Source organism: Larkinella arboricola, from assembly GCF_003259745.1.
Taxonomy (GTDB): Bacteria; Bacteroidota; Bacteroidia; order Cytophagales; family Spirosomataceae; genus Larkinella; species Larkinella arboricola.
This window is the reverse complement of sequence record NZ_QLMC01000004.1, coordinates 529,126-542,777: the sequence shown is the minus strand read 5'-3', so window position 1 is coordinate 542,777 and position 13,652 is coordinate 529,126. Positions and strand designations below refer to the sequence as shown.

At 51.6% G+C, this 13,652-nt stretch carries 11 protein-coding genes; 8 read left to right on the top strand and 3 right to left on the bottom strand.

The window, feature by feature from the left end; genetic code table 11:
* Positions 1-13: 13 nt before the first annotated feature.
* From LX87_RS17910 to rlmB, 4 genes are all read left to right on the top strand, one after another.
* Complete coding sequence (locus LX87_RS17910; RefSeq protein ID WP_229310712.1) at positions 14-898, top strand: SDR family oxidoreductase; 885 nt, start codon at positions 14-16, stop codon at positions 896-898.
* A 149-nt stretch (positions 899-1,047) separates the two neighbouring features.
* The gene (locus tag LX87_RS17905; RefSeq protein ID WP_111629627.1) at positions 1,048-1,815 is read left to right on the top strand and encodes a class I SAM-dependent methyltransferase; all 768 of its coding nucleotides are present in this window, start codon (positions 1,048-1,050) and stop codon (positions 1,813-1,815) included.
* A gap of 63 nt (positions 1,816-1,878) precedes the next feature.
* Positions 1,879-3,267, top strand: a complete 1,389-nt coding sequence (locus tag LX87_RS17900; protein ID WP_111629626.1) for a GWxTD domain-containing protein — start codon at positions 1,879-1,881, stop codon at positions 3,265-3,267.
* Positions 3,240-4,052 carry a 23S rRNA (guanosine(2251)-2'-O)-methyltransferase RlmB gene (gene rlmB, locus LX87_RS17895; RefSeq protein ID WP_111629625.1) on the top strand — a complete coding sequence of 271 codons (813 nt, stop codon included), beginning with the start codon at positions 3,240-3,242 and terminating at the stop codon, positions 4,050-4,052. Before LX87_RS17900 ends, rlmB begins: the two co-directional genes overlap by 28 nt.
* Before the next feature lie 77 nt (positions 4,053-4,129).
* Here rlmB and LX87_RS17890 read toward each other — a convergent pair whose 3' ends face one another.
* Positions 4,130-4,501 carry a c-type cytochrome gene (locus LX87_RS17890; protein WP_111629624.1) on the bottom strand — a complete coding sequence of 124 codons (372 nt, stop codon included), beginning with the start codon at positions 4,499-4,501 and terminating at the stop codon, positions 4,130-4,132.
* Positions 4,502-4,725: 224 nt separating this feature from the next.
* Between LX87_RS17890 and LX87_RS17885 the strand changes: the two genes are divergently transcribed.
* The gene (locus tag LX87_RS17885; protein ID WP_111629623.1) at positions 4,726-5,463 is read left to right on the top strand and encodes a class I SAM-dependent methyltransferase; all 738 of its coding nucleotides are present in this window, start codon (positions 4,726-4,728) and stop codon (positions 5,461-5,463) included.
* Between the two features lie 26 nt (positions 5,464-5,489).
* On the opposite strand, the gene LX87_RS17880 is transcribed toward LX87_RS17885, so the two are convergent.
* The gene (locus tag LX87_RS17880) at positions 5,490-7,181 is read right to left on the bottom strand and encodes a VRR-NUC domain-containing protein (protein ID WP_111629622.1); all 1,692 of its coding nucleotides are present in this window, start codon (positions 7,179-7,181) and stop codon (positions 5,490-5,492) included.
* A 123-nt stretch (positions 7,182-7,304) separates the two neighbouring features.
* On the opposite strand from LX87_RS17880, the gene LX87_RS17875 reads away from it, so the two are divergent.
* The 3 genes from LX87_RS17875 (at position 7,305) to LX87_RS17865 (ending at position 10,843) form a co-directional block, all read left to right on the top strand.
* Entirely contained in the window at positions 7,305-8,294 is a 990-nt protein-coding gene (locus tag LX87_RS17875) for a DUF2157 domain-containing protein (protein ID WP_111629621.1), read from the top strand.
* Positions 8,295-8,326: 32 nt separating this feature from the next.
* Positions 8,327-9,496: a hypothetical protein gene (locus LX87_RS17870; protein WP_111629620.1), complete on the top strand. Its 1,170-nt coding sequence runs from the start codon at positions 8,327-8,329 to the stop codon at positions 9,494-9,496.
* Between the two features lie 159 nt (positions 9,497-9,655).
* Positions 9,656-10,843: a phosphoglycerate kinase gene (locus LX87_RS17865; protein ID WP_111629619.1), complete on the top strand. Its 1,188-nt coding sequence runs from the start codon at positions 9,656-9,658 to the stop codon at positions 10,841-10,843.
* A gap of 338 nt (positions 10,844-11,181) precedes the next feature.
* On the opposite strand, the gene LX87_RS17860 is transcribed toward LX87_RS17865, so the two are convergent.
* On the bottom strand, positions 11,182-13,635 hold the full coding sequence (locus LX87_RS17860) for a TonB-dependent receptor (RefSeq protein WP_111629618.1): 2,454 nt from the start codon (positions 13,633-13,635) through the stop codon (positions 11,182-11,184).
* Positions 13,636-13,652 lie beyond the last annotated feature (17 nt).

Genomic DNA, 13,652 nt, shown 5'->3' with positions numbered 1-13,652 from the left:
AAATTGTCCAGGTATGATAAAAACAGATGGAATGCTTCGCGAGGACGCGTTGAAAGATAAAACAATTATTGTTACAGGCGGTGGCACCGGCCTCGGGAAATCGATGGCCCGGTACTTTTTGCAACTAGGCGCTCACGTCGTTATTTGCAGCCGGAAGTTACCCGTTCTGGAAGCCACGGCCGCCGAGCTGATGGACGAAACGGGTGGTCAGGTGTTGCCACTGGCCTGCGACGTCCGGAATCCGCAGGAAATTGAGAACGTCATCGCCCAGACAATCGAACGGTTTGGCCGAATCGACGGCTTGCTGAACAACTCGGCGGGCAATTTTATCAGCCCAACGGAGCGATTGTCGTACAAAGCCTTCGACGTGGTAGTCGACATTGTTCTGCGCGGAACGTATTATTTCACACTGGCGGTCGGAAAATACTGGATCAATAACAACATCCCCGGCACGGTTTTAAATATTTCAACAACCTATGCAACAACGGGTTCCGGCTACGTGGTACCGTCGGCGGTAGCCAAAGGCGGGGCCCTGATTCTGGTCAAATCGCTGGCGGCAGAATGGGCCAAATACGGTATTCGCCTGAACGCCATTGCGCCCGGTCCGTTTCCGACCAAAGGAGCCTGGGACCGGCTTTTTCCCGAACCATTAGTCCAGATGCTGGACCCCACCAGCCGCATTCCGCTCAAACGCGTGGGCGATCATCAGGAACTGGCGAACCTGGCAGCCTACCTCCTGTCGGACTATTCAGCCTATATGACCGGTGAATGCATCACCATCGACGGCGGGGAAGTCCTATCGGCGGGAGAGTTTAATCACCTGGACATGATCCGTCCGGAGCAGTGGGACGAAATCGGGAAAGCCATCAAGCAAGCCAACAAACCCGATAAAGAGTAAGCCAACGGCCTAAAGAATTTTAAAGCTCTGGCAAATACCGTAACTTTACCGTAAAATCTAGAACTGGGATTAAAGGGATTTTTCAGGGCTTTCAGGATGGACGGTTTTGTGTTCCAATCATCCTCCCGATCTCAATAACCCGGCATGTTATGTATAAAACCACAGAAATTACCTCCGCCGAAATTGCTTCCGACAACCCCGTTCACCAGCGGTTGCTGTTTCCATACGTCGAAGCCGCCCAGATCGTGCGCGGTAAGGTGCTGGAAATCGGGTGCGGCTGGGGGCGCGGTCTGGAGTTGCTGACCCAGGCGGCTGATCATTATACCGGCATCGACAAAAACGACGCGCTGATTCAGTCACTGCGTCAGGAATACCCCAAATCAACGTTTATTCAGGCAAACATTCCGCCCCTGAGCGGTCTGGCCGACAATACGTTCGATTATATTGTTACCTTTCAGGTGATCGAACACATTCAGAACGACGACCTGTTTGTGAAGGAAGCCTACCGCGTACTGAAACCGGGTGGAACCCTACTGCTGACGACGGTAAATCGTTTGTTTTCGCTGACCCGCAATCCGTGGCACGTTCGGGAATACACGGCGGATGAGTTGAAGAACCTGCTGCTACGGTATTTTCCGACGGTCGAAACGCAGGGCATCCACGGCAACGGAAAAGTGATGGACTATTACGAGCAGAATAAAAAGTCGGTTGAGAAGATTACGCGCTACGATGTATTCGATCTGCAACACCGGCTGCCGCGCTGGATGCTCCAGATTCCGTACGATTTACTGAACCGTTTAAACCGAAATAAGTTACTGGAAGCAGATAGTCTGGCGGCCGAAATCCGGTATACGGATTATCAGTTGACAAACACCCCCGCCGGTAGTCTGGATTTCTTTTACCTGGCAAAGAAATAACGTCCTGAAGTTGACGGGTTTGGCGGGTTTGTTCGTTGTATGGAAGAATACCCTAAAATCAGTATGAGAATAGCAGTTATCCTACTCTGTACGGCTTTGCTTGGGGCCTGTGCGTCCGGAAAACGAAATAAAAATACGGACAGTGCGGCCAACCGAATGGAACGTACCAGCGAACAACCGAACGATCGGCCCCGTGAGCGTACCGCCGACCGCCCGACGGAACGGTCTGGCACCCGGACGGCTTCGCAACCCGCCCAGACCAACCCGCAACCCGCTGAGAGCAACTGGCGCGTGGTGTCCACCAAAGGCCGTTTTATGGGAAAAGATTCGTCTACCATTCGGGTGTATATGAATGTGATGGTTCGGAAAGGCAGCGAACACGCGACGGTGGAAGACTTTACATCCCAGTTCATGTACAATTACGTGATTTACCCGGATTACAACAGCCGCGAACGGCTTGGCTACGGCAATGTACCGCTCAATGCCGAATCGGTGGTCCGCGAAAATTCCCCCGAAGCAGGTGATGTACTGACGGTTTTCTTTGATGTCAAGAAACCAGCCAACGCAGCCAACGGCGTGATGCTGAACGAGATTACCGAAATAAGCACCGGCCGGAAAGTTCTGAACGACCTGCCCGTTCGGTTTAAAACCGTTAAACTGGGCGACCGGTTTGCGATTTTCAACCCCAAAACCAACCTGCCGCAGCTCCATCATTTCATCAATGCCGGTGATACCGTCGTGATCCGGGATGTAAACGGCGCGGCTTCCAAACCGTTGCACCTGTATCGCTACCGGCACGATTTCGACCCCGCGCAGTCGCCGATGAACACCACGCCCCGCCCGACGACCAAAACGCTGGACATTGACTCGACAATGAACATTACGACCAACCAGCCGTTTACGCTGCCGAAAGAGGGCTTGTATTATTTTCTGGAAGATACCACCGATGCGTCCGGAATCGGCCTGGTTGTCGCCGACCGCCGGTTTCCGAAACTGACCCGCCCCGAAAAACTGGTCAAACCTGTCCTGTATGTCAGTACCAACACCGAAATTAACGGGTTAAATTCGGCGACAGACTTCAAAAAAGCACTGGACCGGTACTGGCTGACCATGATGGGCGGTGATCAGAGTCTGGCGCGGGGTGCCATTAAAGCCTACTACGGACGGGTTGAAGAAGCCAACCGGCTTTTTACGACCTACAAAGAAGGCTGGAAAACCGACAAAGGCATGATTTACATTGTGCTGGGTCCGCCCGACCGCGTGCAGCGCAGCCGCGACCGCGAGGTGTGGGTGTATAACCAGCGGGCCAACGTGTCGGAAATCAATTTTACATTTAATCGAAAACCTAATCAATTTGTGGAGGATCACTACGAACTGGTGCGATATGTTGAATATCAACCCGTCTGGTATCCCGTCGTTGAAGCATGGAGAACCGGCGCAATTCGCGAGTAAATCCGTATCATCAGAACAAGCCCAAACAATACTCCAGCGAGGAGATGGTGTTTGGCATCCAATCCGTTACCGAGACACTGCGTTCGGGTAAGGATATCGACCGGCTTTATCTGGTCAAAGAAGGCAGTTACCCTGAAATTCAGCAACTGGCGTTTGAACGGCGCGTGACTATTCAGCGGGTTCCGGCCGAAAAGCTCGACCGCATTACGCGCAAAAACCACCAGGGCGCGATCTGTTTCGTATCGGCCATTCATTACGCCAAACTCTCGAACGTCATTGCGGGGGTGTACGAACAGGGGCAGATACCACTGCTGCTGGTCCTCGACCGGATAACGGACGTGCGCAACTTCGGCGCCATTGCCCGAACGGCCGAATGCGCCGGGGCACAGGGCATTGTTATTCCGGCGCGGGGTGCGGCCCTGATCAACGCCGATGCCATGAAAACCTCATCGGGCGCACTGAGCCACTTGCCGGTTTGCCGCGAAGTGCATCTGGAGGAGACGATAAAATACCTAAAGGAATCCGGTATTAAAGTCGTGGCCTGTACCGAAAAAACCGATCATTACCTCTACGACGTGGATATGTCCGGACCGACGGCCCTCATCATGGGATCGGAAGACGACGGTATTTCGGAAGATTTGCTGCGTCTGGCCGACCACCACGCCCGCATTCCGCTGGTGGGGCAGGTCGAGTCGCTGAACGTGTCGGTGGCAACGGGGGTGGTCTTGTACGAAGCCGTCCGGCAGCGGATTTTCAACGAGCCGCCGATTGATGAAGGGTTTTAGATTTCCTTCATACAACATAAGTATAACCCAAAAAACCCGCTGATAGCGGGTTTTTTGGGTTAGGAACAGTCAGAAGATTACGCTTTCTTCTTGGCTGCGGGTTTCTTGGCCGGCGCTTTCGAACCGCCATCCAGTGAGTTGATCCACTTGGCCATTTTCAGGGCTTCATCCTTCGGAACGCTTTTCAACGGAGCCATCGGCGGATAACCGGGCCAGTGTTCGGGTTTTGGGTCATAAATAAGCTCAACAATCTGAGCATCAGTGTATTTTTTCTTCGCAACCTCTTTGTAAGGAGGACCCACTAAACGCGTATCCGGATTGTGGCAAGCCAGACAGGCGTTCTTTTGCAGCAACGCTTTGATGTCGTCAGGAATCACAGTTTGTGCTTTACTATCGACGGTAATTGCGGTCAGGGCAACAGCAATGAGCAGTCCAAACGTTTTTTTCATGTAAATCCAAATAAAAAAGCTATAAGTTATGATTACCAACGGACTTAGACTAGCAAAGTTAAAAGGCTAAGTCATATAGACCAACACTAGCCCAGCTTTTTCCTTATCCTACTCTTATGACAACCAATTGCCAGCAAGGTTTAATATCTCCTAAAAAAATTTAAATTTAATGAACGAAACCGCTGCGCACTCCCTGAGTCAGAAAATATAAAACCGCATCCCCTATGGCAATTCTTGATCGCTTCTCCGGCCATGCCGATCTGTACGCCCAATACCGGATTGACTATCCCACCGAATTATATACCTATCTCTTCGGATTGGTAACAAACCGCCAAAAAGCCTGGGACTGTGCAACAGGCAACGGCCAGGTAGCCCATGTGCTGGCGGAAGAGTTTGCAACGGTTGAGGCCACGGACATTAGTGCGCAGCAAATGGAAAAAGCCGCACAGTATCCCAACCTTCACTATACGGTTTGTCCCGCCGAACGAACACCTTTTCCCGAAGGGTCGTTTGATTTGATTACCGTCGCGCAGGCCCTGCACTGGTTTGATGCCGATGCGTTTCATCACGAAGTCCGGCGCGTTGCCAAACCGGGCGCTGTTCTGGCCGAATGGGGATACGGCATGGCCGACATCAATCCGGTCATTAATCCGGCTTTTTACCATTTCTACGAACACATTATCGGTCCCTACTGGGATGTCAACCGTAAGCATATCGAGGATCGCTACGCCCGCATCCCCTTCCCCTTCAGCCGGGTTGAACACCGGGAATTTACGGTTATCCGCGTCTGGAACCTCGACCGTTTCCTGAATTACCTCCGCACCTGGTCCAGTGTGCAGAAGTACATCCAGCAACACGGTACGGATCCGGTTTTGTGGATGGCCGAGCAGTTAACTACCGCCTGGGGAAACGACGAACGGGAGGTGCGGTTTCCGGTATTTTTGCGGGCAGGAAGCGTCTAAGGAGTAATGAATGAACTCTTCACTCCTTAAGCCGTCCAGATAACCCGCAATACGCGCGCGTGAACGCCGATCATTTGGAAAAACTCCAGCCAATGAAGCTGCTGCGCGCCCAGGTGGTCGGTTGGTGATTTGACCTCGACAAACTCATACACGCCCTGTTCGTTCCAGACCATCAGATCCGGAAAACCACGTGTATTTTCGCGCAGGTTCCGGGAAATTTCGAGCATAATCAGCCCTAACTGCTGCGGTTCCAGCAGCTCAATCATCTGAAGGTTCAGGTTCAGGAGTTCCTCGTTCCAGTCCACCAGAACGTTGGTAATACCGTATTTCTCGAAGTACACCGTTTCAATGTGCTTTTTCCAGGCATCGCGCGTTTGCAGGTCAGCCAGGCGTTTTTTCAACTGCGCTTCCCGCTTCACATAAAAATCCGGCAGGTAAAAATCCGACGGCATCCGTTGCAGCGGATGGTGAATGGTCTGCACATTGGCGTCGTGAATAATATCCCAGAACACCAGCCCGAACAACCCGCGCCAGGGGTAATTCTCGGTGAAAGCGGCTTCCCAACCCGTTTCCAGAAAGTGGTTCATCACGCCCGCTTCGACGTGGTGCCGGTAAATGGCCGGAATATCGACGCTTTCGGCATCCGACAAAAACCGTGTGGTGGCCTTACGGCTGCGTTTTTTCTCCCCGGCGCTCTGAATCTTCTCCCGGAAATCGGTGGCAAAATACCGTTCATCGGCGTTCTGCGGACTCAGGGCCATTTCGTCGCACAACGCCAGGGCTTCGTCGATCAGGCCGGAGCGGAAGAGGAGCCGCACACGCCGTTCGCGGGCCGGAACCCGGTCGGTCAGGTTGTATACCTGCATGGCCTGTTCGGGCATTTTCTGGCGTTCCAGATAACCGCCGATGTTCGTCACCAGCTTGGCATAACCGGGCATTGCAATCTCACTCAGTTCGGGTTTGACCTCGTCCCAGTTCATAAACCAGTTGTACACATCTTCCGGGGGCGTTACCGAATCCCGAAGCTCCCGAAACTCCTCGTTTGTCAACGAAATCAGCAGCTTGTCTTCCACTTCCTTGCGGCTTCGAAACCGGGCCGTCAGCTTCGATTCGTCATACCGTTCGAAGGTAACCATACCCAGATCGCGGATCACGAATTCGGTCATATCCGCCGAACGGTTGCCAAAAAACAGGTATTTCAGCATCATCACCTCCGCATCAAAATTCGGCTTTACCACGGTTTCGTACTGCGTCAGGCTTTCGACAATCCGGGCAAAATCCAGTTCATGCAGCGAATACCGGACGATGTTCTCTTTCTTGGCTTTTCCCAGCGGTTTAAGTTCCTCCGGGTCCAGCGGCAGCAATTCCAGTAACTCGGGCTTGGTAAACGTGTTCAGTACGTCCTCCCCCATAGCTTCGTGCGTTGGGTTGAGCCGCTCAATAAAACCGTTCAGGAGCAGTTCGCCCACGGACGCGGGCAGGTCTTCGATTTCTTTGTACTGGAGTTTTTGAATCCGAAAGAACGTACTCCGGCGGTTGCTGAAGCGGACGTACATGCATTGTGCATCTTCGGTCAGCTCCCGGAACCGATGGATAAATTCTTTTTCTGCGTCATTTAAGAGATGACCATACATCCGCTGGACAAATCCGATCAGATAGCGGAAATAATCAAGGTAATATTTGGGAGGTAGTTCAACCTGCTGCGGTTTTGTTGCCATATTTTGCCAGAAAGAAAAGAAAAAAGAACCCGGGTGAAAATCCGTTCATTTCCTCAGGGTCTTCTTTTTTTAATCCATTTGTTCATCTTTGCTGTTATATCTATAACACCATTTATCGTTAATATGTCCCCGGAAAGGGTCTTACAAGAACTTGCCGATCAGCAATTAATCAACGATAAACAGCGGGCTGGCATTCAGACGGTTGAAGATCATAAACTGTTCTCGGCTCATTGGGAATTACGGTCGCTGCTCTACGTTGGCATTCTCCTGTTTACCACGGGAACGGGCTGGCTGATTTACAAATACATTGATCAGATTGGTCATACGTTTCTGATTATTGCCCTGTCGGTGCTTTGTGCCGCCAGCTTTGCGTTTGCCGTTCGCTATAAAGGCACTTTCACGAGGGGCCGCAGCTACAGCCGTTCGCCGTTTGGCGATTACGCCCTGCTGCTGGCCTGTCTGCTCTTTCTGAGCCTGGAAGGGTATCTGCAATACCAGTACACCATTTTCGGCACGCGTTACGGTCTGGTAACCTTTCTCCCCGCCATCCTGTTTCTGAGCCTGGCTTATCTGTTCGACCACCGGGGCGTCCTGGCAATGGGGCTAACGGCCCTGATTTCGTGGATTGGTGTGACAGTGCGGCCGCTGGAGTTTTATTTCAAAGGCAATCTGAAAGACATGACGGTATTGCTCTCGGCTCTGGCCCTGAGTATTTTTCTGATGGTTGGGGCTCTGATGCTGGATAGGCAACGGATCAAGCCCCATTTTACCATTACGACGCTGGGTTTTGCCGGAAATCTGCTGCTGGTGGCGCTGCTGGCGGGCCTGTTCAATTTTGAAAATCTCCACCTTCAGTTTGCCCTGGCGCTGGCGGTGGCCTGCGCTGGTTTCGACTGGTACGCCCGGCGGGAACGGTCGTTTCTGTTTTTGCTGATGAGTACGTTTTACGGTTACATTGGCGCGACCTATCTGGTTTTTCATTACCTGCATCTGCGCGACGAAGCCACGTATCTATACTGGCTTATAACCGGCATCGGTGTTACCGTCTATTTATCGGCCAACCGCAAGATTGATGCAGTTCCCGGGGTAAAAAGCGAAGAGGGCAAAAATTAACGGTTAGCCCTCCTAACTCAACACGCAATTCCATGAAAGCATATAACGAAACCTGGGTGCATAACAAACGCTTGATGGAGTATGTCGCGCGCTGGCAACGGCAGGGGATGCTCGATGCTGCAAAACTGGCGCAGATCCAGGCGAAATTTCCGGTCGGTTTTCGCGAATCCAACGGTTTTATCGAGATTGGCTTGTTTGTCTTTTCCATCGTGGCTACCAGCGGCAGTTATTTTTTGCTGGCTACATTGCTGGGTCAACTGTTCAATCACGACGTCTTTTATCACGTTTTTAACATCGGGTCTGGATTGGCGGTTGGTTTTCTGGCGGGGCGCCTGATCAACAGCCGGAACTATTACCGCTCGGGCGTTGACAATGCGTTGGTGATTGCGGCTGTTGCGCTCGTAACGGCGGGTGTCGTGGGGCTTCTTCCCAACAACCTGCCCACCTGGCAGTACTGCCTGATTATCCTCCCCCTGGTGCTGATGGGCGTCTGGTACTACAGCGATCTGTTGCTGACCATGGCCGCTTTTGCCACCCTCATAACCGCTTTGTTTGATTTCTTTCTGGACTTCCCCGCCGGAAAAACAGGGTTGCCTTTTGTTCTGATGGCCATATCGGCGGGTTTATATGGGATGGCCCGCCGGTACGAAAACCGCGATCATCTGGTGTATTGGCGCGACAACTTCATTCTGTTGGGATGGCTGTCACTAACCCAGTTGCTGATTAGCTGCAACTACTTCGCCGTTCGGCAACTGCATTACTGGACCCTGGACAAACGGCCCGCCGAAGCGCCCGAAATCGCCCTGGCACCCTTGTTCTGGCTTCTGACCACCGCTGTTCCGATTGTCCTGCTCTATCTCGGTATTCGTCAGAAAGAACGCCCGTTGCTGATCATGGGGGCTATTGGCTGGGGCCTGGCCCTGGCGACCTGGCGGTATTACTACCCGGTGTTTTCGCTGGAATTTTACCTGATTAGCAATGGAATCCTCCTGGCTCTGACCGCCATTTTCCTGATTCGTTACCTCAGCGTACCGCGCAACGGTTTTACCGACCGGCCCGACGAAGACTCTCCAAAAGAATTGTTCCTGAATGCCGAAGCGCTGTCAACCATCCAGGCTACCTCGGGCCATCCTGGCTCCAAAGAGGATATGCAGTTCGGGGGTGGCGACTTCGGCGGGGGCGGCAGTGGAGAGCGGTATTAGCATCATATATGAGAGCAAACGTTTTATAGTGAAACCCACAAAATTGAAACCATATAATTTAATTTATAACAAATCCAATAAGCTAATTTTCAGATTGCTTCATTTGACTAAAAACTCCTAAGTTCGGGCCGATTTTATTAGCCAACAGAGAACCTCCGTATGAAAACACTAGACGCTTATAATTTTTCCGGTAAACGCGCCCTGATCCGGGTTGATTTCAATGTTCCGCTGAACAATAAATTTGAAATTACGGACGACACGCGAATGAAAGCCACGCTGCCGACGATTAATAAAATCCTGAAGGATGGCGGTTCGTGCGTGCTGATGTCGCACCTGGGTCGGCCCAAAGGCGGTCCGGAAGATAAATACTCGCTGAAACACCTCGTCGGTCCGCTGTCGATCATGCTCGGCGTCGATGTTAAATTTGCCGACGACTGCATCGGTGAATCGGCCAAAGAGCAGGCCGACGCCCTGCAACCGGGCGAAGTGCTGCTGCTGGAAAACCTGCGCTTTTACAAAGAAGAAGAAAAAGGCGACGTAGGTTTCGCCGAAAAACTGTCAAAACTTGGTGATGTCTGGGTCAACGACGCGTTTGGAACGGCCCACCGCGCCCACGCTTCCACGGCGGTCATTGCGCAGTTCTTTACGGATAAAGTCTGCGGATACGTTATGCAGGCCGAACTGGACAACGCCCAGCGGGTACTGGAAAACGCTGACCGTCCGTTTACTGCCATCATGGGGGGCGCCAAAATTTCGGATAAAATCCTGATCATCGAGAAACTGCTGGACAAAGTTAATAATCTCATCATCGGCGGGGGAATGGCCTACACGTTTTCCAAAGCCCAGGGCGGCAGCATCGGAAAATCGCTGCTCGAAGCCGACAAACAGGAGCTGGCGCTTGAACTGCTCGAAAAAGCAAAAGCAAAAGGCGTTCAGGTGTACCTGCCGGTTGACAACGTCATTGCCGACGATTTCTCCAACGACGCAAACCGTCAGGTGGTGGCCACCGGCCAAATCCCCGACGAATGGGAAGGGCTCGACATTGGTCCCGAAACCGTGAAGCAGTTTGCCGAAGTGGTTGCATCATCAAGAACCATTCTCTGGAACGGTCCGATGGGTGTGTTTGAGTTTCCGAATTTCGCCATCGGTACCAATGCCATTGCCGATGCGGTGGTGAAAGCGACGGAAGACAACGGTGCGTTCTCGCTCATCGGCGGGGGCGATTCGGCTTCAGCCGTCAACAACGCTGGCTACGGCGACCGCGTCAGCTACGTTTCAACGGGGGGCGGTGCCCTGCTAGAGTACATGGAGGGCAAAGCCTTACCGGGTGTTGCGGCTCTGGACTAAGTTATGGAGTGTGATACGTCATTCGGGGTAAAAAATTGTATTTTCCTGAATGAAAATTATTTATTCACATATTCGCAAAAAAGGCCGTCATGAACGGCCTTTTTTTATGACTTTTAAATTATAATTACGAAAACACTGCCATTCTATCAATCTCAGTTACCATGAATTACCAAATGATATTTTGAAATTCCTTGTTGGTACATTATTTTTAAACAATGAAAAAGCCACTCCTCAAAGTGGGAATGGCTTTCTGCTTTCTTAACCTAAACTAATTATCTGTATAGTGTAACGGCGGAGCGGTGAAAAACTGTCCGCCGTTTTCATTTATTTAACGATTATTAATTATTTCCGCCCCCGGCCCGGTTCCGTTCAGCTTCCGTACTGGTGCTACGCTGACGGGCCGCTTTCACATTCTGGTTGCCGAAACGGTATGTAAACGTCAGACGGGCAATCCGGCTTTCCCAACGCGCCCGAATCTTGAAATCAATATCCTGATACTTGGCGTATCCCTGGAATTTATTCAGCCAGAACGGGTCGTTGACGTTCAGTTTCAGCGTCGCTTTGTTCTTCATCAATGATTTCTGCACGCCAAGCCCAAAAGCGCCCTGGGGATGGACCGTGTAAAAACCGTAAATGCTTTTTGAGTTATACCACCCGAATACCTCGGCCGTAAAGCCTTTGGGCAGGACAAAGTTCTGTGAAGTGTATACATTAAAGGCAACGAAGTCTACATTATACTGTGCCCCGAGGTACGGAGATTCGTACTTATTGTAAAAAATGTTGATATTGTTCTGCATATTCCACCACTTGGTCACCGCCACCGGAAAACTCATCGTCAGACTAACGTTATCCTGCGTCGCCAGGTTGTCCGTTGTCACATAGGTAATGTTTTGTTCGGGAATCTGGCCCGGCACTTCGTCCACAATCACATCGGTGGTGCGGCTGTAGCCCAATGTCGTCGAAAACTTGCCTTTGTAAACGTGGGTCAACTGAAACGAATTCGTAAACTGCGGTTTCAGGTACGGGTTGCCCTGCTGGTAGGTGTACGGGTCGAGATAAAACCGGAACGGATTCAGATTCTGATAGTTCGGGCGGTCGATCCGGCGGCTGAATGAAAGGTTCAGCACGTTGTTGGTATCGAGTTGGCGCGACAGAAACAGCGTCGGAAACAGGTTGGTATAATCCCGGTCAACAACTTTGTTCAGGGTCAGCGAATTTCCCCGCGAGAAGGTATGTTCCAGTCGTAATCCGGCCTGAATACGGGTTTTCGTATCCAGCTTGCCCGCAAAATTAAGGTAACCCGCGTTGATGCTTTCGGTGTATTTGAAGCGGTTGCTCTGACCCGGATTGACCAACCAGCGGCCGTCCACAAAGTCTTCGTAAACCAGGTTGTTATCCGATTTTACCGAACTGCTTTTTACACCGGCTTCAAATTTAGCCCCTTTTTTCAGCGGATGTACGTAATCCGCCTTGAACGCCCAGATGTCGATTTCGGAGGGCATATTGTTCCGAACCAGTGCTGCGGGCTGCGCAATGCTGTCGTTGGCGTTCCGGTAGGTCGTGTTCAGGTTGTTGTACGAATCGCCGTTGAAGCGCGAATAGTCGAGGTCGGCGGTTAGTTCACGACCTTTTCCGTCAAAATCATACTTGTAGTTAACGTTTCCCGTCAGGTTCGACCACTTGTTTTTTACCGAAACATCGGTAGTCGGTTTGAGCGTAATCTGGCCCTGTTCGTTCCGGATCACGGCATTGTTGATTCCGTTCGGCTGCCGCCAGTCGTTGAGAAACCCCGTTGCCAGAACGCCGATGGTGCTTTTTTTATTCAGAAAATAATCGACGCCGGTCCGGAATGTGTGCCCGTCGAAGCGGTTGGGCCGGTGCGATGCCTGATCGAAGTACGTAACAGTCCCGTTGTACGGAATGATCCGGTTCAGCTCATTTTCCTGAAACCGATGGTTATGAAAATAGCTGTAGTTTCCGAAGGCGTTGATTTTGCCCACGCGGTGGTTCAGGTTCAGGCTGGCGTTGGCTTTCTCGTACCGGCCATACCCTACTCCCGCAATGGCCGTTCCGTTGGTCCCGAAATTCTTGTTTTTCTTCATCCGGATGTTGATGATGCCCACATTTCCGGCGGCATCGTATTTGGACGAAGGATTAGTAATGATTTCGATTTTCTCGATGTTATCGCTGGGCGTGTTTTTCAGCAGGTTCGACACTTCCTGACCCGACAAATACGTCTGTTTGCCGTCAATCATGACCATCACACCCGACTTGCCTTTTAACTGGATATTATCGTTCTGGCGGTCGATGGTAACACCGGGAGCTTTTTCCAGCACTTCCAACGCCGTGTTGCCGCTCGAAACGATGCTGTTTTCGACGTTAACAACGGTCCGGTCGATTTCCTGTTCGATGAACGGTTTTTTAGCCACCACCTTTACCTCGTTCAGGCTTTTGGCCTCTTCCACCATCGTCAGGGTTTTGACCTGTACTTCCGGATTGGCGGCATCAATCGTGAACGGTTCCGAATATACTTTTTGATACCCTACCAGTGACGTTGCAACCCGGTAACGACCTTCGGCTACGTTGTCGAGTTCGTACTGTCCCTTATCGCTGGTTACGGCTCCCTTCACCAGTGTGGAGTCTTTGGCTTTCAGGAGGAGGATGGTGACAAATTCCGACGGTTTCTGCTGCTGATCAATAACCAGCCCGCGCACTTTTCCTTTCAGAGGAGACTGAGCGATTGCCGATGTCATGACCAGCCATGCACACACAGCGGTGATAAAGGTTTTCATGAGATTTAATAGTAACT